This is a genomic window from Mesorhizobium sp. M6A.T.Cr.TU.014.01.1.1 (assembly GCF_004022765.1).
Classification (GTDB): domain Bacteria; phylum Pseudomonadota; class Alphaproteobacteria; order Rhizobiales; family Rhizobiaceae; genus Mesorhizobium; species Mesorhizobium mediterraneum.
On the sequence record NZ_RZPG01000031.1, the window covers coordinates 65,242 to 90,747 of the forward strand.

Sequence of the window (25,506 nt, forward strand, 5' to 3'; positions counted from 1 at the left end):
TGCGAAATACAGCGGATGGCTCGACCGCGAGGAACGGGATAGACCTTTGGCGGGAATTTGTTGAAAGTGCCGCCGCCGCGGGCCAGGCTTTTGATGAACCATTGGTCCGGCAGTGACGACCGTCACAGCAGAACAAGACAGCAGAGGACCGCAGCCATGACGAACACCACTCTCCTGCCCGACGAGGGCCTCTTCATCGGCCGCGCCCGGACAAGCGATAGGTCCCATCCGCTGGTGGTCACGGTGCGCGACGGCACTGTCTTCGACATCACGTCGAGCATGGCACCAACCGTGCGCGACGTCTGCGAGATGCCGGATCCGGCAGGCTACGTCCACGCTGCCGGGGGCGAACCAATCGGGTCGCTTGACGCAATCGCCGCCAACAGTTTCCAGGCCACGCGCGATCCGCAAAAACCATACCTGCTTTCCCCGGTCGACCTGCACGCCGTCAAGGCGTCTGGTGTCACCTTCGTCGTCAGCCTGCTCGAACGGGTCATCGAGGAGCAGGCGCGCGGCTCGGCGGAAAAAGCCGACGCCATTCGCGCCGACATTGCCGGGCTGATCGGTCACGATCTGTCGAAGCTCAAGCCAGGCTCGCCGGAGGCGATGGAGATCAAGGCCAAGCTCATCCAGCGCGGCGCCTGGTCGCAATATCTGGAAGTGGGTATCGGCCCCGACGCCGAGATCTTCACCAAATGCCAGCCGATGGCGTCGGTTGGCTTCGGCGCCGATGTCGGCCTGCATCCGGTGTCCACCTGGAACAATCCGGAGCCGGAGATCGCCATGATTGCCGCCAGCAGCGGCAGGATCGTCGGCGCGACGCTCGGCAACGATGTCAATCTGCGCGACGTCGAAGGGCGCTCGGCGCTGTTGCTCGGTAAGGCCAAGGACAACAACGCCTCGGCAGCACTTGGTCCGTTCATCCGGCTGTTCGACGATAGCTTTTCCATCGATGATGTGAAGCAGGCCACCGTGCGCCTGAAGGTCGAGGGCGAGGACGGTTTCTCGCTGGAAGGTGCAAGCTCGATGGCCGAGATCAGCCGCTCGCCTGAAGAGCTGGTCGCTGCCGCCATGGGTCCGCATCACCAATACCCGGACGGGTTGGCGCTCTATCTCGGCACCATGTTCGTGCCATCGAAGGATCGCGGCGAAAAGGGCAAGGGCTTTACGCACAAGGTCGGCGACATCGTCACCATCTCGTCGGAGAAATTCGGCGCCTTGGTCAACCGGGTGCGGCTGTCGCCCGACTGTCCCCACTGGACCTATGGCGCCAGCCATCTGATGCGCGATCTCGCCAAGGCCGATCTTATCTAGGTTCCGCCCCCGACTGCGACGGAGAGAAGTCTCGGCCTGATCCGCCTGCCTGGAAAATATCAGCCAAACTGATGCAATCTGATGGGACGGGTGATGGCGCATTGTCGCGCGCCAACTACCACTGGCAAATGGAGGCTTGCCATCGACCGAAAAAGCGGATGCTCTGATGCATCCAGATCGGCGCTGGCAAGAATACGATCAGGGTTTGCCGTGATCGTCGTCGGAGGGAAGCAGTTTTCAAAATGGGAGGAAATCAAATGCTGACAAGGCTACGACTATTTGTATTCGGCCTGATCGTGGCGCTGGCCATTCCGGCGGCGGCGCAGGCCAAGACCTTCTACTGGATTTCGCATGGCGGCCCGGCCGATCCGGTCTGGACCTACTTCCTCGCCGGCGCCAAGCAATGGGCTGCAGACACCGGCAACACCGTCAACACCTCGTTCCACAATGGCGACGTGGCATCCCAGCAGGAGGCGGTTCGCGCGGCCATCGCCGCCAAGGCCGACGGCATCGCCACCACCAGCCCCGACCCGGGCAGCCTTATCGAGCTCGCCAAGGAAGCACGGGCGGCAAACATCCCGATCATCAACTTCAACACGCCCGATCCGAAGGCGGACTTCAACGCCTATGTCGGCGGCGACAACGTCACCTTCGGCAAGAACTGGGCGCAGTATCTGGTCGACAAGGGCCTGGTGAAGAAGGGCGATTTCGTCTGGATGCCGGTCGAAATCCCGGGCGCCACCTATGGCGTCCAGGAAGAAGAAGGCATCAAGAGCGTCTTCGAGCCGCTCGGCATCACTTATGAGATCACCGAGGCGACGCTCGACCAGGCCGAAGCGATCAACCGCATGGTCGACTACCTCACCGCCAACAGGGCCAAGGTCAAGGCGATCATCGGCCTCGGCGATCTGGTGACCGGCTCGATCAAGCGGGTGTTCGACCAGGCCGGCATCAAGCCGGGCGAAATCCCGGTGGTCGGCTGGGGCAACTCGCTGGATACCACCCAGGAGGTGCTGACCGGCTACGTCAATGCCGGGCAGTGGCAGGATCCGCAGGCGACCAGCTATGTGGCGCTTTCGCTCGCCAACATGGCCGCCAGCGGCATTCCCCCCGGCTTCGACGTGATCACCGGCGCGCTCTACGAAAAGGACACTGCGCAGGTCTACGACGACATCCTGTCCGGGAAATAACACCGCGATCGGGATGATCGCGGCGGCGCCTGCCGCGGTCATCCCTGTCATTCCGCCGAACCTCGAACCGGATTATGCGGTGCCAGGCTTGGCCAGTTCCAACCATGTCGCGGGTCCAACGTGGAAAATAGTTCCATCATCCAACGCTCGATCGCCAGGCCGGAATTCGGGCCCTTCGTGCTGCTTGTGGTCGAACTCGCCGTGTTCTGGGGGTTCAACCACGACTTCCTGTCGCCGCAGAACATCAGCAACATATTGGCCTTCACGGTCGAGCTCGGCCTGATCGCGCTGGCGATGACGCTGTTGATGACATCGGGCGAATTCGACCTCTCGGTCGGATCGCTGTTCGGCTTCTCGCCTGTCTTGATGTGGACGCTCTTCAACAGCGGCCTCACCTCGCTGGAAGCCGGCTTCGTCGTGGCCTTGTTGGTTGCCGCCTTCATCGGCCTGGTCAATGGCTGGTTCGTGACGCAGCTCAAAATCCCGTCCTTCCTGGTGACGCTCGGCATGCTGCTGGTGGTGCGCGGCACCGCCCTGTTCGTCACCAACGGATTTCCGCAGCGCACCTGGAGCGCCGAGGGCAGCTGGCTCGCCGAGGCGCTGGTCGGCGATTTCTTCATCGGGCCGTTCCGCATCTACATGTCGCTGTTCTGGTTCATCGCCGCCGCAATCGCACTCGGCTACGTGCTGACGCAGAGCCGGACCGGCAACTGGATTCAGGCGGCAGGCGGCAACCCCCAGGCAGCAAGGGCGCGCGGCGTCAACGTCAGCGGCGTCAAGATCGGCCTGTTCATCCTGTCGTCGGTCATGGCTTCGCTTGCCGGCGTGATCAGCTCACTGCGGACCTCGGCGGCCAATCCCAACAGCGGCACCGGCTACGAGCTCGAAGTGATCGCCATGGTGGTGATCGGCGGCACGGCGCTGACCGGCGGACGCGGCACCATCATCGGAACCGTGCTCGGCATCCTGATCCTGCGCGTCATGCGCAACGGCATCGTGCTGATCGGCGTGCCGGGCCTTGCCTACAACATTTTCATCGGCGCAATCATCCTCGGCATGATGGCGCTTCACTCATGGCTGGAACGCCGGCATCAGGCGGGGACTTGAACCATGGCTGAACCGCTTGTCCGCATGGAAAACATCCGCAAGTCCTACGGCCGCGTGCAAGCGCTCGTAGACGCCAATTTCCAGGTCAACGAAAGGGAGATCGTCGGTCTGCTCGGCGACAATGGCGCCGGCAAATCGACGCTGATCAAGGTTCTGTCGGGTGCGGTTCCGCTGACCAGCGGCGAGATCTTCATCCGTGGCAAGAAGGTGGACCTGCGCAGCACTAGCGACGCTATCGCCCACGGTATCGAGACGATCTACCAAGACTCGGCACTGGTCACGCAATTGTCGATCGCGCGCAACCTGTTCCTTGGGCGCGAGCCGATCAAACCGCCGCGTTTCCTCAACCGCATGGACCAGGAGGCGATGAACGTGGTCGCCCGCGACCTGCTCAAGCAGGTCGGCATCTCGAAGAACATCCCGCCGACGACGCCGATCGGCTCGCTCTCCGGCGGTGAGCGGCAGGCCGTGGCGATCGCGCGCGCCATGCATTTCGACAGCGACCTCATCATCCTCGACGAGCCGACCAACAATCTCGGCGTCGCCGAGACGCAAGGCGTGCTGAGCTTCGTGCGCAGCGCCCGCGATTCAGGCCATTCCTGCATCTTCATCGCCCATAACATCCACCACGTCTTCCAGGTGGTCGACCGCATCGTCGTCATGCGGCGCGGCAAGGTGGTCGCCGACGATATCGATCCGAAGAACACCAACGTCGCGGAAGTCGAACGGATCATCACCGGCATGTCCGACGAGCAGATCCACGACGCCATCGTCCAGGGGAAGCAATCGCAAGGCTGAGCGGGCCAGTTGGAAGCCGGGTTCGCCGTATCTCTGGCACGGGATCACATCAGCTCCTATGACTGCGACCATGAAAGCCACCGTTGCGGACATCGCCAGAAGCTGCGGGTTGTCGACCGCCACGGTCGACCGGGTGCTGAACAACCGGCCGGGTGCCAGCGCGGCCAACCGGCAGCGGGTGATGGAGGCGGCCAAGCAGCTCGGCTATTTGCCGGTCGTGGATCAGGTCACACTGCCCTCGCGGCCGGCGCATCTGGAATTCTTCCTGCCGATCGGCTCCAACGCCTTCATGATGGATCTGGCAAATCATATCGAGGATTATGCGGCGCGCCTGCCGCTCGTCGCCTCCTGCCGGATCCACAAGCTCGCCGGCATCTCGCCGAGCGCGTTGCAGGCAGCCGTCGAAAACCTCTCGCTTAGGGCAAACGGCGTTGGCGTCATCGCGATCGATCATCCGAGAACGCGCAACATCCTGCGAGAGATCGTCGAGGCCGGCATCCGCCTGGTCACGCTGGTGTCGGACGTGCCGGGCGCACCGCGATCGGCCTATGTCGGCATCGACAACCGTGTGGCCGGCCGCACCGCGGCGCTGTTGATGGGACGTTTCCTGGGCGGGCGCCGGGGCCATCTGGCAATGGTCGTCGGCTCACGCTCCTACCGCGGGCACGAGGAACGCGAAATGGGCTTTCGGTCCGTGCTCAGCGAGGAGTTCCCCAATCTGACCGTCACCAGTGCCGTCGAGATCAACGATGAGCCTGATATCAGCTACAGGGCGACGATGAAGGCGCTGCACAACGAGCCGGAGCTGCTCGGCATCTATTGCGTCGGCGCTGGACGCTCTGGCGTGGCGAAAGCGCTGCTGGAAGCCAAGCCGCAAAGGAAGCCGGTGTTCATCTGTCACGACCTGACAAGGGCGACACGCGGCTATCTCGTCGATGATCTGCTTGATGTCGTCATCGACCAAAACGCGCGGCTGATCGCCGAGCAATCGGTCATTCGCCTGCTCGGCTCGATCGCTTCCTCGGCGCCCTATTTGACGCGGAAGTTCATCGAACCGCGCCTGATCTTCAAGGAAAACGTCCCGGTGCAGTGACGCCGCGCAAGGGCGACGTTCAATCTGCCCATAGTTAAGATTCGGTTGATACAGCAAATCTGCACATCTGCTATGCATCTTTCGTTGTTGCCGAATCATTGGGCAATCGGTAGTTTCGCAGTTGTCGGCCATCTACTCCTCCCAGATGCGATGCCGACGCTGAGTGCGGTACACCTCCTCCCGTGCCGTATTCGAAATCAAGCCCGCTGCCACCTCCTCCCGGCAGCGGGCTTTTTTGTTCCGGCTCCGGGTGTGGGCAAAGGCGGAGGTCATGACCATCACCGGACACGATTATCGGTCCGCGCGTCGAATGACCATTAGGGGCGATCGCCACCGGCTTGTTCGGCGAGCGGTAGGGCATGTTGCAGCCGCGATCAGCGGATTCGCCGGAATCCCGTCACACTTGTCACTCTCACCAATTCGCTATCGGTCCTATCCTGCCTCACCAAGCAACAGGTCGCGCCGGTGGTGCGGCGACAGACCGGCAAAGGAGACGCGCGATGACGGTATATCCGAACGGACAAAAAGCATTCGGCGGCGCGGCTCGCAATGAACACGCCACCGGTCGTTCCGCCGCTTGCGAGACTATCTGGCCCTGAAAGAGGTGATCAGGCCTTCCGCCATGCGGACGAATTGCGCGCTAGGGCCCTCGGCTCCGACGCTTTGCAGGCTGACGCGGGCGCCTTCAAGCAGCAGCGACAATGTATCGGCGAGAAGTTCCGCCTGTCCGATGCCGGCATCCCGGCACAGGCCGACCAGGCGTTCGCGCTGGGCCTGCTTGAGCTCCTTGATCACCCGACGGGCCGGATGGTCGGTCTCGCTCAACTCAATGGCGGCGTTCGCCATGTCGCAACCGCGACCGTCACTCAACAGGCAATCAGCCGCCATCCGAACCCAGGCGTGCAACTGCGCAAGCTTGTCGCCCGGATGCTCGGCCTCGAACTTTTGCCACATCGCATTGGCGCTGCATGCGGTCGCCCGCAGGCACTCGATGACCAGGTCGTCCTTGGACTCGAAATGACGGTAGAGCGTCATCTTATTGGTACCGGCGGCCTCAGTGATCGCGTCGACGCCGACGCCCTTGATGCCATGCTTGTGGAACATATCCCGTGCCGTTTCCAGGATGCGATCCCGCGGGCGGATGCGTTCCGCAGTGCCGTCTTCCATCAAAACCTCCTTGGTTTCCGGGGTTTCCGAAAAATCCCTCGGCGCACCTCTTGACTAGGGTGTTACCGGTCTGTAACTTCTAGATGTTACTTACTGGTAACACCCCAATTGCCTCGTGTCAAATCTCGCAGGCGCCTGTGAATAGCCTCCGCCGAATCGGCCCAGGCATGAAACTGCGCCCTAGGCGATTTTTGGCCGCGAACAAGAAGACCACCCGATCTGCGGCATGCGCCGCGGATCGCAAGCCAGGAGCCGCTACGATGTCGCAGCGCAAAGATTTGACGATCGACGAAGTTGTTAAGGATCCGATGATCCGGATGCTGATGAAGGCCGACCGCGTCGACCCGCGCTCTTTCGAGACGATGCTGCGTACTCTTGCGGATGCGCAAGGGTACGGCCGCAAGGCGCCGCATCGTTTTCTGGAAGATCCGGGTCAAAGGCGCAGCCGGCGGCTGTCCAGAGTGGCCAAGGCTTTTGGCGAGGCGAGAGCATCGGGCGAGGCGTACGTGTCATGGTAAACTTCTTCATCCACCGACCGATCTTCGCATCGTCGATCGCCATCATCATGGTGCTCGCCGGGGCGATCTGCTATTTCCTGCTGCCTGTCTCGCAGTTTCCAGACATCACGCCACCTCAGGTCGTGGTCAGCGCCAACTATCCGGGCGCCAGTGCGCAGGTCGTGGCCGACACCGTCACGACGCCGCTCGAACAGCAGATCAACGGCGTTCAGGGGATGACCTATATGTCGTCATCGAGCTCCAATGACGGCTCGTCGACGATCACCATCACCTTCGAGGTCGGCTATTCCCTGAGCACCGCCGCCGTCGACGTCCAGAACCGCGTGTCGCAGGCGGCGTCCTCGCTGCCGGCCATCGTCAACCAGGGCGGCGTGACGATCAAGAAGCAGAACCCGAATTTCGTCCTGATCGTCAACCTCACCTCGCCCGACGGCTCCGTCGATCCGGTCGCGCTCAGCAACCTCGCCTACCTGCAAGTGGTCGACCCGCTGAAGCGCCTGCCAGGCGTCGGCGACGTGCAGATCTTCGGCGAGCGGCGGTATTCGATGCGCGTATGGCTCGATCCAGACAAGCTCGCCAATCTCGGCATCACCGCCGTCGATGTCCAGAACGCCATCGCCGAGCAGAATGTCCAGGTCGCGGCCGGCAAGATCGGGCAGTCGCCGGCGCCGGCCGGCACCGCTTTCGAAATGCAGGTCAACGCGGTCGGCCGACTGAGCGACCCCAAGGAATTCGGCGACATCGTCGTGCGCGCCGATGCCGCGAACGGTTCGTTGGTGCGGTTGCGTGACGTTGCGCGCATCGAACTTGGCGCCCTGCAATATTCGTCGTCGGCCTTCTTCGCCGAAGACCCGACCGTGGTGCTCGCCGTCTACCAGATGCCGGGCTCGAACGCGCTCGATCTGCAGCAGCGCGTCAAGGACAAGATGCAGGAACTGTCGGGCCGCTTCCCGAAGGGCGTGAGCTACGCCATGCACTACGACACGACGCGCTTCGTCTCGGCGTCGATGCACGACGTGCTGGTCACGCTCGGCGAGGCGCTGGTCCTGGTTGTCGCGGTGGTGTTCATCTTCCTGCAGAGCTGGCGCACCACGATCATCCCGACGATCGCGATTCCGGTGTCGCTGGTCGCCACGCTCGTCGTCATGTACATGTTCGGCTTCTCGCTGAACATGCTCAGCCTGCTCGGCATGGTGCTGGCGATAGGCCTCGTCGTCGACGATGCGATCGTCGTCGTCGAGAACGTCGAGCGCCAGCTGGAGGCCGGCCTCAAACCGCTGGCTGCCACGCGCGCGGCGATGGCCGAGGTCACCGGCCCGATCATCGCCACGACCGCCGTGCTGATGGCCGTGTTCGTGCCGGTCGCCTTCATACCCGGCGTTTCCGGCCGGCTCTACAACCAGTTTGCGCTGACGGTGGCGATCTCCTTCGGCATCTCCGCCTTCGTCTCGCTGACGCTCACTCCGGCGCTCAGCGCCGCCTTCCTGCGCCACCGCCCGGCAACGCAGTTCGTGCTGTTCCGCTGGTTCAACACGGGCTTCGAACGGCTGTCGCATGCCTATGCCCATGGTGTGCGCTTCCTCATCCGCCTGCGCTGGATCATGCTCGGGCTGTTCGCGGCCGGGCTTGTCGCCACCTATTTCGTCTGGCAGCGCCTGCCCTCGACCTTCCTTCCGGTCGAGGACCAGGGCTACTTCTTCGTGGTCATCCAGTTGCCGGATGGGGCGTCACTGGAACGCACCGACGCCGTGGCCCGGAAGGCACGCGCCATCCTGCAGAACACCCCCGGCGTCGATATCGTCGGCTCGATCAGCGGTTTGAACTTCCTAACCAACGCAGCCCAGTCGAACTCAGCGGTGGAATTCGCCATCCTGAAGCCATGGGACGAACGCGGCCCTGACCAGAGCGCCTCGAAGCTCGTCGCCGACGTGCGCTCGAAACTCATGGAACTTCCGGAAGCCTTCGCGCTGAGCTTCGATCCGCCTTCGATCCCGGGTATCGGCACGACCGGCGGCTTCGAATTCCAGGTGCAGGATCTGACCGGTCGCGGCAGCGCTGCGCTCAACGATGCGACGCAAGCCGTGCTCGCCGAGGCGCGCAAGCAGCCCGAGCTCAACCCGCAGCAATTGTTCTCGTCGTTCTCGACCTCGACGCCACAGTTCAACTACGACCTCGACCGTAACAAGGCGAAGCTGCTCGGCCTCAGCCTGCCTGACGTGTTCAACACGCTGCAGATCTATCTCGGCTCGCTCTATGTGAACGACTTCAACCTGTTCGGCCGCACCTTCCGGGTGACGATCCAGGCCGACAAGGATGCGCGTGCGGGTGCTGCCGACATTTCACGGCTCTATGTGCGCAATGCCTCTGGCGGCATGGTGCCGTTGAGCACACTCGGCAAGCTCGTGCCTATCGTCGGCCCGGAAACCGTCCCGCATTACAACAACAATGCGTCGGCCCTGATCAATGGCGGTGCTGCACCCGGTTACTCCTCCGGCCAGGCGGTCGCGGCGATGGAACGTGCCGCTGCCACGGCGCTGCCGAAGGATTTCGGCTACGAATGGACGGGCATCACCTATCAGGAGCTCAAGGCTGGATCGATCGCCTCGATCGTCTTCGGTCTCGCCATGGTCTTCGTCTTCCTGATCCTCGCCGCCCAATATGAGAGCTGGGCCATGCCCTTCATGGTTCTGCTCGCGGTGCCGCTTGCCCTGTTTGGTGCCTTCGTCGCCTTGTTGATGCGCGGCATGCAGATCGACGTCTATTCGCAGATCGGCTTCGTCATGCTGATCGGGCTGGCGGCAAAGAACGCCATTTTGATCGTGGAGTTTGCCCGGCGCCGGCGCGAGGAAGGTCTCAGCATCGTCGACGCGGCAATGGAAGCGGCGCGTTTGCGGCTGCGGCCCATCCTGATGACCGCCTTCGCGTTCATCCTCGGTGTGCTGCCGCTGATGTTCTCCACAGGTGCCGGTGCAGCGAGCCGCCAGTCGATCGGCACCACCGTCTTTGGCGGCATGGTCGCGGCGACAATCCTGTCGCTGGTGTTCGTGCCGGTCTTCTATGCGGTGATCGAGCAACTGCGCGAGCGCGGCAGCAAGAACGAACCCGTTGCCGAACCGACTGAACCCACTGCCGAACCCGCTTTCGCGCGATTGGCCGAAGCGGCCGAATAGGATTGGAGAATTGATCATGCGTAAATGGAAAATTGCGTTGGGAGCGGCCGTCGCCCTGGGGGCGATCTCGATGGCGAGCGTTCACTTGCTCGACATGGGCAATTTCGGCCTCAACGCCGGCACGGCAGGAGCGGCAACGCCCGAACCCGCGGCGCCCGAGCCCGCAGCGTTTGTCATGCCGGTGCCGGTGGTGAGCGTCGTCAAGAAGACGATCCCGATCTATCTCGACTATGCGGCCCGCACCGAGCCGATCCGCAGCATCACGCTGCAAGCGCGCGTACCGGGTTATCTGCAGGAGCAGGTCGCGCCCGACGGCAGCGATGTCAAGAAGGGCGACCTTCTCTACAAGATCGCTCCAGAGGATTTCCACGCTGCCCTCGACCAGGCGAAGGCGCAGGTCCAGCGCGACGAAGCAACGCTTGACTATGCCCGTTCCAACCTTGGCCGCGGCACCGAGCTCGCCAAGAGCGGATACATCGCCAAGGATGCGTTCGACCAGCGCACCAGCAGCTTGCGCGAGGCCCAGGCCTCGCTCGCCGTGAACCAAGCGGCTGTGCGGACCGCTGAGCTCAATCTGAGTTATTCGGAAATCAAGGCGCCGTTCGCCGGGCGCGTCGGCCGCAACCAGGCTTCGGTTGGAACGCTGGTCAGCGTCGCCGGCACGGTGCTCAACACGCTGGTGCAGCTCGACCCGATCTATGTCACCTTCAATCCGAGCGAAACGGATCTGGCGCAGATCGAGGAAGCCCGCGCGGCGGGGCCGATCGACGTCGACGTCCTGCTTCCCGGCGATACAGAACCGCGCCAGAGAGGTCAGCTCACCTTCATCGACAACACGATCGATCGATCGACCGGCACCATCACCGCACGGGCGACGATCGGCAACGCCAAATTCACGCTGCTGCCGGGCCAATATGTTCGCGTGAAGCTGCATATCAAGCAGCAGCCCGATGCACTGATGGTGCCGCAGACGGCGTTGGGATCGAGCCAGCTCGGCAAATACCTCTACGTCGTCGGCAAAGACAACACTGTCGACCAGCGCATCGTTTCGCTCGGGCCGACCAACGGCGATCTGGTGGCCATCTCGAGCGGCGTATCGGAAGGCGACCAGGTGATCACAGGCAATCTGCAGAAGATCGGGCCGGGAATGCCGGTCTCGCCGCTGCCACAGAAACCGGCCACCTGATACCCCCCCGTCAGGTCCGGTCCAGCGGCGCCCTCGGCTCCCACGCCAAGGGCGCCGTTTTGCTATGTTTGTTTTTCCGCAATTCCGGACGGAAAACCGCTATGCACTTTTCCTGGAATTGCTCCAAGCAGCGCGACGAGCCCGGCAACATCGGCGCGCTCAGCCTTTGCCTCAGGCATGAAGGCGCAATAGGGATGACCGAGGCGCAGAGATACCGACGAGGGCGCGATTAGGCGCCCGGCTTCCAGGTCCCCATGGGCCATGGCCCGCTGGCCAAGCGCAATTCCGAGACCAAGCCTCGCCGAGACGATCGCCAGGCTGGACAGACCGACACGGCGCCCATGCGAGGGATCAGGCGCGCGGCTGCCGCCTGACGCCGAAAACCAATCCGCCCATGTCGGATGCGAGGCATAGTTCGGACCCCAGTTGGTGTGGATGAACAAGCTCTCGTGCACATCCGCAAGGCTGGATGCATCGTTGCCGTATCTTTGCCAGAAGTCCGGCGCGCAGACCGGCAGGACGTCGTCATGGATGAGGCGGACCATCCGCAAACCGGGATAGTGATAGTCGCCATAGCTGATGCGAAGATCGATGTTCTGGCGCATCAGGTCGACGGGATCGTCTTCGACGCGGACGTCGATCGCCATTTGCGGGAAGGCATCGAGAAGAACGGCCAGCCTGGGCGCCAGCCACAATTCGGCCAGCGAAAACGGCACGCTGACGACGAGACGCGTCCTCAGCCCGCCCTCCAGCATGCGCCGACCGATCGCCGCGATGTCGCCCAAGGCGCGTGCGGTCTGCGGATAGATTGCGTGGCCGGCGTCGGTCAGCGCGATGCGGTTGCCGCTGCGCACGAACAGCTGCTTGCCGAACCAGGTCTCGAGATTGCGGATCTGCTGGCTGACCGCCGCCGAGGAAACGCCGAGTTCGGTGGCGGCCAAAGTAAAATTGCCAGTCCGCGCGGCGACCTCGAAGGCCTTGATCGCGTTCAGCGGGGGGAGCCGTTCCATGAGCCTTCCGTAAGTTTTTCCTGCGGAAGACTAATAATTTTCGCCGTTGAGAGAAAGATTTTTTTGCCGTCTTCTACGCTCGAACCTTGGAGCATGAGACGATGAAAGACATTCTCGATCTGGACCGGTACCCGCTCGACCGTGAAGGCAGCGCTGAATGGAAGCGCCTTGTGGAGGCCTCGATCGCGACGCTGGAAGCCGATGGCATGTTCAATCTGGAGGGTTTTTTGCGGCCTGGCGTGGCCGAACGGGCGGTGCGGGAAATCCAGCCCGTCATGGACAGCCGGTCGCACATGCACAAGCGGATGCATAATATCTACTTCAAGCCCGATATCCCGGAGCTCGCTCCGGACCATCCCGCGCTGCGCAAGGTCGAGACCATCAGCCATACGGTCTGCGCCGACCAGATTCCTGGCAGCCTGGTCCTCGCCATCTACGAATACGAGCCGCTGCTGCACTTCCTGGCGGCGGCGATGGGGAAGACGCGGCTGCATGTCATGCAGGACCCGCTGGCGCGCACCAATGTGATGGCCTACCGCGCCGGCGAGGCGCTGAACTGGCATTTCGATCGCTCGGAATTCACCACGACGCTACTGTTGCAGGCGGCGCAACGCGGCGGCGACCTCGAATACCGCACCGATCTCCGGTCGGACGACAATCCCAATTACGACGGCGTCGCCAGGCTGCTCGAAGGGCGCGACCCCGAGGCGAAGATACTGCGCATGAAGCCGGGCACGCTGAACGTCTTCCGTGGCAAGAACACAGCGCATCGCGTCACCACAGTCGAAGGCGAGCGCGAACGCATGATCGCGGTGTTCTCCTACTATGAGAAATCAGGCGTGATGTTCAGCGACGAGGAACGGGTCGGCTTTTACGGCCGGGCTGCATGAGAACGAAGTCGCCGATTCTGCCCGGAATCAGGAATCCAGAAATAGCTCTTGTTAGATTGTCGACAATCTGCTTGATTTCGGTTCCTTATGGAGTGGCCGAATGGGGAAGCTGGATTTTGCGCCGATCGCGGATACGACAAGGCGCGCCGAGATCGTGGCGCTGCTTCGGCGCGCGATCCTGACCGGCCAGCTGGAACCGGGGCAAAAACTCAACGAGCTCAGGATTGCCGAACAGATGCGGGTGAGCCGCGCGCCGCTACGCGAAGCGATGCGCGAACTGGTGCAGGAAGGCATCCTGACCAGCATTCCCTACGCCGGAACCTTCGTCATCGACGTGACCGCCAAGGACATCGACGATGCCTATTCGCTTAACAAGGTGCTGGATGAGTTCGCTATCGAACTGACCTGGCGGCTTCGCGACCAGCGCTTCTTCGACGAGCTTGACAGGCGCCACGAGGCGGTGAAGCAGGCGACGCGCAACCTCGACACCACCCGCCAGATCGAAACGGCGCTGCAATTGCACGGCCTGATCCATGAATGGGCCGACAATTCGGTGTTGCTGGAGACTTGGCAGCGCCTGGCCAGCCGGCTGCAGATGTATTTTGCCCTCCACCAGCGGGCGCGCAAAGAGCCGGTGCCTGCCGAAGACATCCACGAGACCTATGTGCGGCTGCTGAAGGGCTCCGACATGCGCGCCGCCCAGCGCCATGCCCGCGAGCATATCGACCTCGATTTCGAGGAACTGCTTGCCTATGCGCGCAGCCTCGAACAGCGAGCTTCAAAAGGCGCCAAGGCGACCGTTGCCAACCGGCAGCAAATCTGAACATCGCGAACAACGGATAAGCACGTGCAGATCAAAACCATCAAAGCCTACCATGTCGTGCAGCCCTTCGTGGACGGGCCCTATCGCATGTCCAAGGGGCGTGTCGCCGATGCGTTCGACGCGGTGATCGTCGCCATCACCTCCGATAGCGGGCTGACCGGCTGGGGCGAGATGGCGCCGCTCGGCAATTTCTACTCGCCGGCCTTCGCAGCCGGCACGCGCGCCGGCATCATAGAAATCGCGCCGCATCTGCTCGGCCACGATCCCCGGGCCTTGGCCAGAATCGGCCGGCTGATGGACACGGTGTTCAAGGGCCATCCCTACATCAAGTCCGCGCTCGACATGGCGTGCTCAGATCTCGCGGCGCGCGCCGCCGACGTGCCGCTGGTCACGCTGCTCGGTGGACGCGAGAGCGAGACGGCGGAACTCTACAAGGTCGTCACCCATGGCACGGTCGACGCCATGGCCGCACTTGCCGAGCGCATCGTCAAGGAGGGGTTTCACCGGCTGCAGGTCAAGGTCGGCGGCAACGTCCATGACGACATCGAGCGCGTCACCGCGGTCGCCGCTTCGGTGCCGAAAGGCACGGTGATCTTCTGCGACGCCAATGCCGGCTGGACGCCCTATCAGGCGCGCCAGTTCGTCGATGCGACGCGCGCCATCGACTACACGTTCGAGCAGCCCTGCGCCACGATCGACGAATGCATGTCGGTGCGCCGTTCGCTCGACAAGCCGATGGTGCTGGATGAATCCGTCGCCTCGCTGGACGACACGCTCGACATCCACCGCAAGGGCGCGGCCGACGGGCTGACGCTGAAAATCTCGCGGCTGGGCGGCGTCACCAAGACGCGCCAGATCCGCGATCTTGCGGTCGACCTGGGCTTCATGATCACCGTCGAGGACACCGGCGGCGCCGAGATCGACACATCAGCGATGGCGCATCTGTCGCTGTCGACGCCGGAGGAGCGCCGGCTGCACGCCATCGCCTTCCACGAATGGGTGACGGTGCGCACCGCATCGAACATGCCGCCGGTCACGGGCAGCCGCATGGGCATTCCGGAGGGGCCGGGTCTCGGCATCGATGTCGTTCCCGACCTGCTCGGCGCGCCCTTCTTCGAGGTCGGCAGCTGAGATACCGGCATGCGCCGAGCATGGCGCCTCGGCCATCGCCGTCCGCATCCTAAAGATCACCGCCCTTCTCCGTCCCCTAAAGCGCGTCGCGTTGAAACGATGCAATCGACGGGCTTTAAGCCTTTGTTTTTATGCATGTCGTTATCCCAGAACCGCTGCGCACCTTTGGGCGACGTGCATTAGCCGGCTGGGCAGTCAAGCCGCATGCCAGGGCACAAAATCGAAATCACACAACTTTGGGAAGGAAGCTGCCGAATTGCATGTTGAAATATTTTTCATTTGGAAATAGGAATGTTCAGAACGATGATCTCGACGCTGCGACGCGTCAGGAACTGGAGGAAGCGATATGGCCCATCCGCAATTTGCAGCGGAACTTTTGCAACGCGCTGAAAAGCAGGGACCGATCACTATCGGGCTTGCCGGCGCCGGGCAGATGGGCACCGATATCGTCGTCCAGGTTGCGCTGATGCCGGGCATGCGGATCGGCGCCATTTCCGAGGTCAGGCCGCAGGCGGCGATCGACGCAGCACTTCTCGCCGGCCACGACCGCTCCGACATCGTCCAGGCCGGCAATGCAGCGGCGATCGACCGCGCCATCGAGGCCGGCAAGATCGCGGTGACCGAAGACTTGCATGCGCTGGCGTCCGCCGGCCGCATCGACGTCATCATCGACGCAACAGGCAACCCCAACATCGGCACGCTGTTCGCGCTCGAAGTGATGAAGAACGGCAAGCACATCGTCATGCTCAACGTCGAGGCCGACATCACCATCGGCCGCTTCCTCAAGGAAGAGGCGCGCAAAGCCGGCGTCGTTTATACGGGTGCCGCCGGCGACGAGCCCGCCTGCACGTTGGAGATCATCGGCTTTGCCAAAAGCCTCGGCTTCAACATCATCGCCGCCGGCAAGGGCAAGAACAACCCTCTGAAGATCGACGCTATGCCGGCCGACTACGAGAAGGAGGCGGCCGAGCGCAACATGAATGCGCGCATGCTGGTCGAGTTCGTCGATGGCTCGAAGACGGCGATCGAGATGGTGGCGATTGCCAACGCCACCGGCCTGGTGCCCGACGTGCCGGGCATGCATGGCCCGACCGCGACGCTGGAGGAACTCGCCAGCGTGCTTTGCCCGCGCGAGGATGGCGGCGTGTTGCATCGCAAGGGCGTCGTCGACTATTCGATCGGCAAGGGCGTGGCGCCCGGCGTGTTCTGCATCATCGAGACACGGCATCCGCGGGTGCTGGAGCGCATGATCGACCTCAAGGTCGGCAAGGGCCCCTATTTCACGATCTTCCGGCCCTATCACCTGACCAGCCTCGAAGTGCCGCTGTCGGCGGCGCGCGCCGTGGTCTACAAGCGCGCCGACATGGAGCCGCTCGACCATCCGGTGGCCGAGGCGGTGGCGGTTGCCAAGAGCGACCTTGGCCTCGGCCAGTCGCTCGGCATGATCGGCGAGAACGACTATCGCGGCTTCGCCATGACCTGGGAGGACGCGCGCACCCGTGGCGCCTTGCCGCTCGGCCTCGCCGAACGCGCCAAGGTGGTCAAGCCGGTCAAGACAGGTGATTTCCTCACCTATGAAAATTGTGTACCCGACGATTCGATGGTGATAACCCAGATCCGCCGTCGTCTCGACCAATCGGACGGGCGGTTCGTTACAAACGCAGCCTGACTCCACCGGATAACCGCCTGATGGACGATGTCGTAATCGGGATCGACGCCTCGACGACGGCCGTGAAGGCGATCGCTTTCACGCGCGACGGCAAGGAGCTGTTCCATGCGCGCGAAGCCTATCCGCTTTCAAATCCCAAGCCCGGCCATTTCGAGCAGGATGCCGAACATTGGTGGACCGCACTGCTCGGTGCATTGAAGCGGGTCGCTGAGGCGGTGGGCGCTTCGCGCGTGGCGGCGATCTCCATCGCCCACCAGCGCGAGACTTTCACGCTGATCGATCATGCCGGCAAGCCGCTCATTCCGGCGATCTTGTGGCTGGATGAGCGCGCTCGCCCGCAAGTTATAAGGCTGTCGTCCGAACTCGGTCGCGAGGCGATCCGCGACTGGAGCGGCAAGCCACCGGACCCGACGCCCGCGCTCTATGCTGTTCGCTGGCTTGCCGAACACCAGCCGCAAGCGCTCGACGACGCAGCCGCAATCGTCGACGTGCATGGCTTCTTCGTCCACCGGCTGACCGGACATCTGGTCACCAGCAGGGCAAGTGCGGATCCGCTCGGGCTGCTCGACGTCAAGAATGGCACCTGGCACCCTGAGCTCGTTGCGGCCGCCGGGCTGCGGCCGGACCAGTTGCCGGAACTGGTCACGCCCGGCACGATCTGCGGTGGCCTTATTGAAAGCGTGGCCCGACTGACCGGCCTGAAAGCCGGCACGCCTGTCGTCGCCGGCGCCGGCGACGGCCAGGCGATGGGCCTCGGCATGGGGGTCTACGACGAAGGCAAAAGCTATCTTTCGCTCGGCTCGGGCGTCGTCAGCGGCTGCTATTCCCATGGGATCACGACATCGGACGCGTTTCGAACGCTGGTCTCGCCGACCGGCTCGGGATTCATGCTGGAGACCGTGTTGCGCTCGGGCATGCAGCTGGTCGACTGGATCGTTCGCACGACCGGTTCGCCGTCTGCCGCCGCACTTGAAAAAGCGGCGGTGGACGTTGCCGCCGGCAGCGAGGGACTGCTTGTCATGCCGTACTGGGCTGGCGTCATGAGTCCATATTGGGACGGCGCGGCGCGCGGCGCCATTGTCGGCCTGTCGCTAGACCATGAGCCGAAGCACCTTTTTCGAGCGGTTCTGGAAGGCATCGCCTTCGAGCAGGCCATCGCCAGCGAGGCAATGGAAACTCAAGCCGGCGGCAAACCGGCGGCGATGATAGCTGCCGGCGGCGGCACCAACTGCGCCCTGCTGGTGCGGATCATGGCAACCGTGCTCGAACGGCCGCTCGCCGTCTCGCCAGTCAACGAAGCCGCAGCGCTCGGCGCCGCCATGCTGGCGGCTTCGGCGATAGGATGGTTTGCCTCACCCCAGATTGCGGCCGAAGCGATGGCCACGCCCCCCACCAGGCATGTCGATCCGGTCGACGGCCTGATCTCCGGCTACCGCGCCCGTAAGGCGATCTACCGCGACCTCTATCAGGCGACGCGCGACATCCACGTGCGTCTCGGCGAAGTTGGGCAAGTTTAGTTCAGTCTCGGTACGGTGTGAGATGCTGGCGGGACAGCACCCCTCTGTCCTGCCGGACAGAGGGGTGCTCCGGCGTAAAAGATTCCGGACCTTAGCGGTTGAGCAGGCCCTTGGCCGCATCCTCGTCGGTGATCAGAACCGAAACCTTGGTGTTGGCGAGCGCCGCCCGCATGATGGCTATCTTTTCCTGCCCTCCCGAAACCAGGATGATGGCCGGGATGTCCGCCAGGTCCTGCAGCGGATAGGCGCAGACCCGGCGATTGACCTCATGGTCGACGAGGCGACCCTCGGCGTCGATGAAATGACATAAAATATCGCCAACCGCGCCAGCCGCCTGCAGCTCCTCGAGTTCGCTGGGCTTGATGAAGCCGTAATTGGCGATCGGGCTGTCGTTGGAAAACGAACCGACACTGAGCACGGCGATGTTTGCCCGGCGCGCGCGGAAAACGACGTCCTGAACGCTGCGCTGGCTCATGAAGGCGTCGCGCTGCTCCGGCCTGTCGGCATAGACCGGCACCGGCAGCAAAAAGCACTCGGCGCCGATCTTTTCGGCGAATTCCCAAGCGCTTTCGGTCGGGTTGAGCGGCTGGGCGTGCGTGAGGCCGCCCAGCATGGAGACCACCGTCGTCCTGGCGATCGGCCGCCGCGGCAATTCATTGATGGCGAATTTCAGCGTCCGCCCCCAGCCGAGCGCGATGACATCGCCGGCATTCACATTGTCGGCCAGATAGGCGCCCGCGGCATGGCCGATCATCAGCGGCGCGTTGCTCCGGTCGGCGGCCGACGGCACCACAACGGCCTGGCTGAGCCCGAAACGCTGCTTCAGAGCCTCTTCCAGCACCATGCATTCGACGACGCTGTCCCGGATGCGGAACTGGACGACGCCCTCCTCACGCGCGGCGGAGAGGATACGATGCACCTTGATGCGGCCGATGCCGAGGATCTCCGAAATCCTCTCCTGCGTCAGACCCTCGACATAATAGTGCCACGCGGCACGGGCCTTCAGCTCGACATCCGGGAAGCGCGAGGCCTTGTCATTCTCTATCATCGCCATCTTTTTGCCCTCCCGCGGTCGTCCGGATCTTTAGATGCCATTCAGATGGCATATCCGACCAAGCGACACGAAATCGTTCTGCGTGCCCAGGATTCAAGATTTAAGATATCGACAGGATAACGTCCACAACGCGAGATGAAAGCCAAATGGTCAACATTTACTTTGTCTTGGCCGTCCTGCCCTGCTCAAGCAGCTGGAATGAATTCGCAGGGATGAGACCGGACCTGAAACGCCGCATTTCGTGCTCTTCCGTAAGGCAACCCGCCTGGCGGCGCAAACCAGGGCGGAATGATGCCGCGGGCCTTGACAATTTTCCGACGAACAGTTTAGCTGAACAAAATTGCATACCAAAGATAAATTGTTCACAGGGAGGTGCCTGGTGAACAACGGCGAGCCGGCGACCCATCGCCGAACTGCTGGTGGAGGAGACAAAATGGCTGTGAGCAACGGTGCAAGCGAGTTGAAAGCCGGCCCAAATGCGCAGGCCGCGGCGGGCGCTAAGCTTTCTGCCCTGTTCGCCGGGACCATGGGACCGCTGATCGGGCTGGTGCTGCTGTGCCTCGCCCTGTCGCTGACCACCGACACGTTCCTGACGGTCCGCAACATCCTCAACGTGCTCGACCAGGTCACGGTGCTCGGCATCATGGCGATCGGCATGACGCTGGTCATCCTGCTCGGCGGCATCGACCTGTCCGTCGGCTCCGTCCTGGCGCTCGCCGCCATGGTGATGGGTTTTGTCGCCCACCCCGACTATCTCAATCTCGGCATGCCCGCTGGGATCGTCACGGCACTTGTCGTTGCTGGACTTTGCGGTCTGGTTTCAGGCCTGCTCGTGACCGTCACCAAGCTGCCACCCTTCATCGCCACGCTGGCCATGATGTCGGTGGCGCGCGGTCTCGCCAACATGATCACCGACGGCTCGCAGATCATCGGCTTTCCCGACTGGTTCACCAGCCTGTCGATCATTCGCCATTTCGGCTTCCTGTCGGTCACCGTCGGGCTGATGATCGTGCTGGCCATCATCTTCGCGATCTTCCTGAATTACCGCGCGACCGGCCGCAGCCTCTATGCCATCGGCGGCAGCGCCGAGGTCGCCAGGCTGTCCGGCATACCGGTCAAGTCGCTGACCAACTGGGTCTATGCGATCTGCGGCGTGCTGGCCGGGCTCGCCGGCATCGTGCTTGCAGCACGGCTCGATTCTGTCCAGCCGAGCTCCGGCTTCGGCTACGAGCTGGACACGATCGCGGCGGTGGTGATCGGCGGCGCCAGCCTATCGGGCGGCGTCGGCTCGATCGGCGGCACCGCTATCGGCGTGCTCATCATCGGCGTGCTGCGCAATGGGCTGAACCTGCTCGGCGTGTCGCCCTTCATCCAGCAGGTGGTGATCGGCGTCGTGATCGCGCTGGCGGTTGCCACGGACACATGGCGGCGCAGAACGCAATGAAGAATTCGCCCGGGTGTCCGGGCGAAAACGGATCGGTTGATCCGAACTGGGAGTTGTTCGGCCAAGGGCGCCGTGATGCGCCGGCGGGACAGATTTGAACATCAACGGAGGAAACACATGCTGACCAAACGTTCATTGCTGCTTGCTGCCGCGGCCGTCATTCCGCTGCTCGGATTGTCCGACATGGCCTCGGCCAAGGAGGCCAAGAAGCTTGGCCTTGCCGTCGCCAACCTACAGGCCGACTTCTTCAACCAGATCAAGCAGTCCGTCGAAGCCTACGGCAAGGAAAAGGGCATCGAAATCGTCACCGTCGACGCCAAGGGCGATTCGGCGACCCAGGTCAGCCAGGTGCAGGACCTGATCACGCAAAACATCGATGCGCTGATCTACATCCCGGCCGGCGCAACCGCCGCCACCGTGCCGACCAAGACGGCCAAGGCTGCAGGCATCCCGGTCATCAATGTCGACCGCAACGCCGACGGCGCGCCCGGCGACACCTTCATCGCCACCAACAGCGTGGCATCGGCCAAGGCGGTTTGCGACTACATCGCCAAGCAGGCCGGCGGCAAGGGCGAGCTGATCATCATCCATGGCCAGAAAGGCACGACGCCCGAGGTCGACCGTTCGAAGGGCTGCGGCGAAGCGCTGAGCGCCTATCCCGACATCAAGGTGGTCGGCGAGCTGTGGAGCGAAGGCTGGCACCAGGACGAAGGCTTCAAGCTGACGCAGGACCTGCTGCAGTCGCATCCCGACGTCTCGATCGTCATCGGCCAGGCCGACGCGCTGGCGCTCGGTGCTGCACAAGCGGTCAAGGTCGCCAATCCCGGCCACAAGGTCTGGGTTGCCGGCTTCGACGGCGACGTGGCGGCGCTCAAGGCACTAAAAGGCGGCGTCTTCGACGTGACCGCGACGCAGCAGACACAAGGCATGGGGCGGCTTGCCGTCGATGCGGCGATCAAGCTGGTGGCCGGCGAAACCGTTGCCGCAGAACAGCTGCAGGACGCGACGCTGACCACCAAGGACAATGTCGATCAATTCATCGCCAAGCATCCCTGACAATCGGTAGCGGAACGATGTCCTTGGATCCCAGCCATACGCAGGCCCCGCATCTGGGGCTCTTCGTCAGCGGCCTCTGCAAGAGCTACGGACCGGTCCAGGTCCTGGCCGATGCGAGCTTCGAGGTACGACCGGGAGAGGTCGTGGCGCTGCTTGGAGAAAATGGCGCGGGCAAGTCCACCGTCTCGAACATCATCGCCGGGTCGACCAAACCCGATGCCGGCAGCATCACATGGCGGGGGAAACCCTATTCCCCCGCCTCTCCTGCCGCGGCCATCGACGCAGGCGTCGGCATGATCCACCAGGAGCTGAAGCTGCTGCCGGATCTGTCGGTGGCCGAAAACGTCTATGTCGGGCGCCTGCCGATGCGCGGCGGCCGCATCGACCGCGTGTCAATGAATGCGCAGGCATCGGCGCAGCTGAGGCGCCTCGGCCTCGATGTCTCGCCGGAGCGCAAGGTGCGCACGCTGCGCATCGCCGCCCAGCAGCAGGTCGAGATCGCAAAAGCGCTGACGCTCAATGCCGAGCTTCTGATCTTCGACGAACCGACGGCAGCGCTTGGCAGCGAGGAAACGGAGCTGTTGTTCAAGCAGATCCGCAAGCTCAAGGCGGAAGGCATGTCCTTCATCTATATCAGCCACCGGCTGGACGAGATCGCTGAGATCGCCGACCGTGTGGTGGTGATGCGCGACGGGCGCATCGTCGCCCGGCACGAGCGCGCCGACATCCCGGTGCGCACCGTGGTCGAGCAGATGGTCGGCCGCAGCGTCGAGCGGATGTTCCCGCCGCTCTCGGAACCGGGCAGCGAGACGTTGCTCGAGGTCGAGAACCTGTCCTCGCCGGAACGCAGCTTTCAGAATGTCAGCTTCTCGGTGCGGACCGGCGAAATTCTTGGCATCGCCGGGCTGATCGGCGCTGGCCGCACGGAGCTGGTGCGGGCGATTGCCGGAGCCGATCCGATTTCGTCGGGGTCGGTGCGTGTCGCCGGCAAACCGGTGCACCTCAATGGCCCGGCGGCGGCGATCAAGGCCGGCGTCGTGCTGGTGCCGGAAGACCGCAAGGCGCAAGGCGTGGTGCTCGACCAGACCATCGGCGAGAATCTGGCGATCGGCAATTTCGACCATGTCGCGCCGAATGGCTGGGTGTTCCCGAGGGCGGTGCAGAAATTCGCCGAGGCCGGCATTGGCCGGCTCGGCGTCAAGGGCCGACCTAACCAGGCGATCAGCAAGCTTTCCGGCGGCAATCAGCAGAAGGTAATTATCGCCAAATGGATTTCACGGCCGCCCAAGGTGTTCATCCTGGACGAGCCGACACGCGGCATCGATGTCGGCGCCCGGGCCGCGATCTACGATGTCATCGCCGACCTCGCCCGCTCCGGCATGGCGGTGGTGGTGGTGAGTTCCGATCTCGAGGAAGTGCTCGGCCTGTCGCATCGCGTGCTGGTGCTGAGCCGTGGCCGCCAGCGCGGAATTCTCGAGCGCAGCGAAGCGAGCAACGTCGCCGTCATGGAACTCGCCACAAGCTAGGAGCGAATCGGAACAAAGCGCAGCAGGTGGTATCCTCCCAAGCACCGGACCGCGCGGGGCGCCAGCTAGGACTGGCGCCCCTTCCTTCCTAGCCAGCACCCGCGGCTCAACAGGAAACATTTCGATGAAACTATTCGATCTTCATGGGGACGTGGCTCTCGTCACCGGCGCCGGCAGCGGCATCGGGCAAGCAATCGCCATCGGCCTGGCCGAAGCCGGCGCCGATATCGCCTGTTTCGGCCATGCCTCGAAGGGCGGGCTGGACGAAACCGCGCACAGGATCTCGGCGCTTGGCCGCAAGGCGTTGGTGCTGACCGGCACGGTGACTTCAGAGGCCGATCTAGCGGCAGCGATCGAACGCACGGAGAAGGAGCTCGGCGCGCTGACCATCGCCGTCAACAATGCCGGCGTTGCCGGGGCCGAGCCGGCCGAGACGCTGTCGCTGGAGAAATGGCAGAAGCTCTACGACGTCAATGTCAGCGGCGTGTTCCTGTCCTGCCAGGCCGAAGCGCGCGCGATGCTGACGCGGCGCAAGGGCTCGATCATCAACATCGCCTCGATGTCGGGCTCGATCGTCAATCGCGGCCTGACTCAGGCGCATTACAATTCATCCAAGGCCGCCGTCATCCACATGTCGAAGAGCCTTGCCATGGAATGGGCCGATCGCGGCCTGCGCGTCAACGTCGTCAGTCCCGGCTATACGCTGACTCCGATGAACAAGCGGCCGGAGGTCGCCGACCAGGTCAGGATCTTCGAGCGCGATACACCAATGGGGCGCATGGCGGCGCCGGAGGAGATGGTCGGGCCGACCGTGTTCCTGGCCAGCCGCGCCTCGAGTTTCGTCACCGGCATCGACCTGATCGTCGATGGCGGCTTCGTCTGCTGGTAGGAGAGAAAATGCAGAAGCGATTCCAGGGTAAGACGGCGGTCATCACTGGCGCCAGCGGCGGCATCGGTGCGGCGATGGCCAGGCGGTTCGCGGCGGAAGGTGCTGCGGTCGTTGTCAGCGCCATCGACCCGCGCGTCGATGAGGTCGCTGGCGGACTGAAGGCGGAAGGCGCCAAGGTCGCATCGCTGCGCATGGACGTGACCAAAAAAGACGAGGTCGCCGCCCTCTACGATCTGGCCGAGCAGCAGTTCGGCCGTGTCGACATCTCCGTGCAGAATGCCGGCGTCATCACCATCGCCAGGATCGAGGCGATGACCGAGGCCGAATGGGACAAGGTGATGGCGGTCAACACCAAGGGCGTGTTCCTGTGCTGCCAGGAGGCGATCGCGCGCATCCGCAAGCATGGCGACGGCGGCCGGCTGATCAACACCGCCTCCGGCCAGGCGCGGCAGGGTTTCATCTATACGCCGCATTATGCGGCGTCGAAATTCGGCGTGGTCGGGATCACTCAGAGCCTCGCCAAGGAAGTGGCTAAGGAGAAGATCACCGTCAACGCGATCTGTCCCGGCATCATCGACACGGACATGTGGGCCTACAACGACGCGGCTTGGGGCAAGCTGATGGGCGACTACAAGCCCGGCGAGCTGATGGCCGAATGGGTGAAGAACATCCCGATGGGCCGCGCCGGCAGCGGCGAGGATGTTTCCGGCCTGGTCAGCTTTCTGGCCAGCAACGACGCAGCCTATATCACCGGCCAGACGATCAATGTCGATGGCGGCCTGATCATGTCGTGAGGCGCCACCGCTTCTTTCCTTCTCCCCCTGGGAGACCTTTGCACAGAAGCCGAACGGTGATTCTGTGGTGAAGGTTGGAGCAGGGAGATTCGGGATGGCGGATCGTGTTTTGGGTCAGTTGAGTCTGGCGGACGGTCTGGCGGCGTCGGATGAGACGATT

At 63.3% G+C, this 25,506-nt stretch carries 21 protein-coding genes; 18 read left to right on the top strand and 3 right to left on the bottom strand.

From position 1 onward, the window contains the following. The first annotated feature begins 156 nt into the window (after window positions 1–156). The 5 genes from EN885_RS27830 (at window position 157) to EN885_RS27850 (ending at window position 5,502) form a co-directional block, all read left to right on the top strand. Window positions 157–1,314, top strand: a complete 1,158-nt coding sequence (locus tag EN885_RS27830) for a fumarylacetoacetate hydrolase family protein (protein WP_127205090.1) — start codon at window positions 157–159, stop codon at window positions 1,312–1,314. A gap of 257 nt (window positions 1,315–1,571) precedes the next feature. Then, complete coding sequence (locus tag EN885_RS27835; protein ID WP_127205091.1) at window positions 1,572–2,504, top strand: substrate-binding domain-containing protein; 933 nt, start codon at window positions 1,572–1,574, stop codon at window positions 2,502–2,504. A 120-nt stretch (window positions 2,505–2,624) separates the two neighbouring features. Beyond that, on the top strand, window positions 2,625–3,611 hold the full coding sequence (locus EN885_RS27840; protein WP_128243377.1) for an ABC transporter permease: 987 nt from the start codon (window positions 2,625–2,627) through the stop codon (window positions 3,609–3,611). A gap of 3 nt (window positions 3,612–3,614) precedes the next feature. Further along, window positions 3,615–4,409 (top strand): ATP-binding cassette domain-containing protein, encoded by a 795-nt coding sequence (locus tag EN885_RS27845; protein ID WP_128243376.1) that lies wholly within the window; start codon window positions 3,615–3,617, stop codon window positions 4,407–4,409. A 70-nt stretch (window positions 4,410–4,479) separates the two neighbouring features. Further along, the gene (locus EN885_RS27850; RefSeq protein WP_095484020.1) at window positions 4,480–5,502 is read left to right on the top strand and encodes a LacI family DNA-binding transcriptional regulator; all 1,023 of its coding nucleotides are present in this window, start codon (window positions 4,480–4,482) and stop codon (window positions 5,500–5,502) included. A gap of 585 nt (window positions 5,503–6,087) precedes the next feature. Here EN885_RS27850 and EN885_RS27860 read toward each other — a convergent pair. Then, window positions 6,088–6,669, bottom strand: coding sequence for a TetR/AcrR family transcriptional regulator (locus EN885_RS27860; protein WP_126103328.1), 582 nt, complete (start codon window positions 6,667–6,669; stop codon window positions 6,088–6,090). Window positions 6,670–6,836: 167 nt separating this feature from the next. Here EN885_RS27860 and EN885_RS27865 point away from each other — a divergent pair, with 167 nt between their 5' ends. From EN885_RS27865 to EN885_RS27875, 3 genes are read left to right on the top strand one after another with little or no spacing between them, the layout of a single operon-like run. Continuing rightward, window positions 6,837–7,187, top strand: a complete 351-nt coding sequence (locus EN885_RS27865; protein ID WP_245493159.1) for a hypothetical protein — start codon at window positions 6,837–6,839, stop codon at window positions 7,185–7,187. Continuing rightward, window positions 7,181–10,357: a multidrug efflux RND transporter permease subunit gene (locus tag EN885_RS27870; protein ID WP_127289715.1), complete on the top strand. Its 3,177-nt coding sequence runs from the start codon at window positions 7,181–7,183 to the stop codon at window positions 10,355–10,357. Before EN885_RS27865 ends, EN885_RS27870 begins: the two co-directional genes overlap by 7 nt. Window positions 10,358–10,373: 16 nt before the next feature. Continuing rightward, the gene (locus EN885_RS27875) at window positions 10,374–11,543 is read left to right on the top strand and encodes an efflux RND transporter periplasmic adaptor subunit (protein WP_126103331.1); all 1,170 of its coding nucleotides are present in this window, start codon (window positions 10,374–10,376) and stop codon (window positions 11,541–11,543) included. A 62-nt stretch (window positions 11,544–11,605) separates the two neighbouring features. Here EN885_RS27875 and EN885_RS27880 read toward each other — a convergent pair whose 3' ends face one another. After that, entirely contained in the window at window positions 11,606–12,553 is a 948-nt protein-coding gene (locus EN885_RS27880) for a LysR substrate-binding domain-containing protein (RefSeq protein WP_128243374.1), read from the bottom strand. A gap of 101 nt (window positions 12,554–12,654) precedes the next feature. Here EN885_RS27880 and EN885_RS27885 point away from each other — a divergent pair, with 101 nt between their 5' ends. The 5 genes from EN885_RS27885 to EN885_RS27905 all read left to right on the top strand — a co-directional run bounded on the left by EN885_RS27885 (window position 12,655) and on the right by EN885_RS27905 (window position 18,583). Then, complete coding sequence (locus EN885_RS27885; protein ID WP_128243373.1) at window positions 12,655–13,443, top strand: 2OG-Fe(II) oxygenase; 789 nt, start codon at window positions 12,655–12,657, stop codon at window positions 13,441–13,443. 100 nt (window positions 13,444–13,543) lie between these two features. Further along, window positions 13,544–14,266 carry a GntR family transcriptional regulator gene (locus EN885_RS27890; protein ID WP_095483912.1) on the top strand — a complete coding sequence of 241 codons (723 nt, stop codon included), beginning with the start codon at window positions 13,544–13,546 and terminating at the stop codon, window positions 14,264–14,266. Between the two features lie 24 nt (window positions 14,267–14,290). Beyond that, window positions 14,291–15,397, top strand: coding sequence for a mandelate racemase/muconate lactonizing enzyme family protein (locus tag EN885_RS27895; protein ID WP_128243372.1), 1,107 nt, complete (start codon window positions 14,291–14,293; stop codon window positions 15,395–15,397). Between the two features lie 346 nt (window positions 15,398–15,743). Next, window positions 15,744–17,066 carry a homoserine dehydrogenase gene (locus EN885_RS27900; protein WP_128243371.1) on the top strand — a complete coding sequence of 441 codons (1,323 nt, stop codon included), beginning with the start codon at window positions 15,744–15,746 and terminating at the stop codon, window positions 17,064–17,066. A 20-nt stretch (window positions 17,067–17,086) separates the two neighbouring features. Then, on the top strand, window positions 17,087–18,583 hold the full coding sequence (locus tag EN885_RS27905; protein WP_128243370.1) for an FGGY family carbohydrate kinase: 1,497 nt from the start codon (window positions 17,087–17,089) through the stop codon (window positions 18,581–18,583). A 91-nt stretch (window positions 18,584–18,674) separates the two neighbouring features. On the opposite strand, the gene EN885_RS27910 is transcribed toward EN885_RS27905, so the two are convergent. Next, on the bottom strand, window positions 18,675–19,637 hold the full coding sequence (locus tag EN885_RS27910; RefSeq protein ID WP_095483908.1) for a sugar-binding transcriptional regulator: 963 nt from the start codon (window positions 19,635–19,637) through the stop codon (window positions 18,675–18,677). Between the two features lie 433 nt (window positions 19,638–20,070). On the opposite strand from EN885_RS27910, the gene EN885_RS27915 reads away from it, so the two are divergent. The 5 genes from EN885_RS27915 (at window position 20,071) to EN885_RS27935 (ending at window position 25,346) form a co-directional block, all read left to right on the top strand. After that, window positions 20,071–21,081, top strand: coding sequence for an ABC transporter permease (locus EN885_RS27915; RefSeq protein ID WP_128243369.1), 1,011 nt, complete (start codon window positions 20,071–20,073; stop codon window positions 21,079–21,081). A 117-nt stretch (window positions 21,082–21,198) separates the two neighbouring features. Continuing rightward, window positions 21,199–22,137 (top strand): sugar ABC transporter substrate-binding protein, encoded by a 939-nt coding sequence (locus EN885_RS27920; RefSeq protein ID WP_127205097.1) that lies wholly within the window; start codon window positions 21,199–21,201, stop codon window positions 22,135–22,137. 17 nt (window positions 22,138–22,154) lie between these two features. Continuing rightward, window positions 22,155–23,663: a sugar ABC transporter ATP-binding protein gene (locus EN885_RS27925; protein ID WP_128243368.1), complete on the top strand. Its 1,509-nt coding sequence runs from the start codon at window positions 22,155–22,157 to the stop codon at window positions 23,661–23,663. A 124-nt stretch (window positions 23,664–23,787) separates the two neighbouring features. Next, a complete protein-coding gene (locus EN885_RS27930) occupies window positions 23,788–24,552 on the top strand; it encodes an SDR family oxidoreductase (RefSeq protein WP_128243367.1) in 765 nt (254 codons plus the stop codon). A gap of 8 nt (window positions 24,553–24,560) precedes the next feature. After that, complete coding sequence (locus tag EN885_RS27935) at window positions 24,561–25,346, top strand: SDR family oxidoreductase (RefSeq protein ID WP_128243366.1); 786 nt, start codon at window positions 24,561–24,563, stop codon at window positions 25,344–25,346. The last annotated feature ends 160 nt before the right edge of the window (window positions 25,347–25,506 follow it).

Coding starts and splice junctions, on each gene's coding strand:
- EN885_RS27830 (WP_127205090.1), top strand. CDS start 157: ATGACGAACACCACTCTCCTGCCCGACGAGGGCCTCTTCATCGGCCGC.
- EN885_RS27835 (WP_127205091.1), top strand. CDS start 1,572: ATGCTGACAAGGCTACGACTATTTGTATTCGGCCTGATCGTGGCGCTG.
- EN885_RS27845 (WP_128243376.1), top strand. CDS start 3,615: ATGGCTGAACCGCTTGTCCGCATGGAAAACATCCGCAAGTCCTACGGC.
- EN885_RS27850 (WP_095484020.1), top strand. CDS start 4,480: ATGAAAGCCACCGTTGCGGACATCGCCAGAAGCTGCGGGTTGTCGACC.
- EN885_RS27860 (WP_126103328.1), bottom strand. CDS start 6,669: ATGGAAGACGGCACTGCGGAACGCATCCGCCCGCGGGATCGCATCCTG.
- EN885_RS27865 (WP_245493159.1), top strand. CDS start 6,837: ATGAAACTGCGCCCTAGGCGATTTTTGGCCGCGAACAAGAAGACCACC.
- EN885_RS27870 (WP_127289715.1), top strand. CDS start 7,181: ATGGTAAACTTCTTCATCCACCGACCGATCTTCGCATCGTCGATCGCC.
- EN885_RS27875 (WP_126103331.1), top strand. CDS start 10,374: ATGCGTAAATGGAAAATTGCGTTGGGAGCGGCCGTCGCCCTGGGGGCG.
- EN885_RS27880 (WP_128243374.1), bottom strand. CDS start 12,553: ATGGAACGGCTCCCCCCGCTGAACGCGATCAAGGCCTTCGAGGTCGCC.
- EN885_RS27885 (WP_128243373.1), top strand. CDS start 12,655: ATGAAAGACATTCTCGATCTGGACCGGTACCCGCTCGACCGTGAAGGC.
- EN885_RS27890 (WP_095483912.1), top strand. CDS start 13,544: ATGGGGAAGCTGGATTTTGCGCCGATCGCGGATACGACAAGGCGCGCC.
- EN885_RS27900 (WP_128243371.1), top strand. CDS start 15,744: ATGGCCCATCCGCAATTTGCAGCGGAACTTTTGCAACGCGCTGAAAAG.
- EN885_RS27905 (WP_128243370.1), top strand. CDS start 17,087: ATGGACGATGTCGTAATCGGGATCGACGCCTCGACGACGGCCGTGAAG.
- EN885_RS27910 (WP_095483908.1), bottom strand. CDS start 19,637: ATGGCGATGATAGAGAATGACAAGGCCTCGCGCTTCCCGGATGTCGAG.
- EN885_RS27915 (WP_128243369.1), top strand. CDS start 20,071: ATGGCTGTGAGCAACGGTGCAAGCGAGTTGAAAGCCGGCCCAAATGCG.
- EN885_RS27920 (WP_127205097.1), top strand. CDS start 21,199: ATGCTGACCAAACGTTCATTGCTGCTTGCTGCCGCGGCCGTCATTCCG.
- EN885_RS27925 (WP_128243368.1), top strand. CDS start 22,155: ATGTCCTTGGATCCCAGCCATACGCAGGCCCCGCATCTGGGGCTCTTC.
- EN885_RS27930 (WP_128243367.1), top strand. CDS start 23,788: ATGAAACTATTCGATCTTCATGGGGACGTGGCTCTCGTCACCGGCGCC.
- EN885_RS27935 (WP_128243366.1), top strand. CDS start 24,561: ATGCAGAAGCGATTCCAGGGTAAGACGGCGGTCATCACTGGCGCCAGC.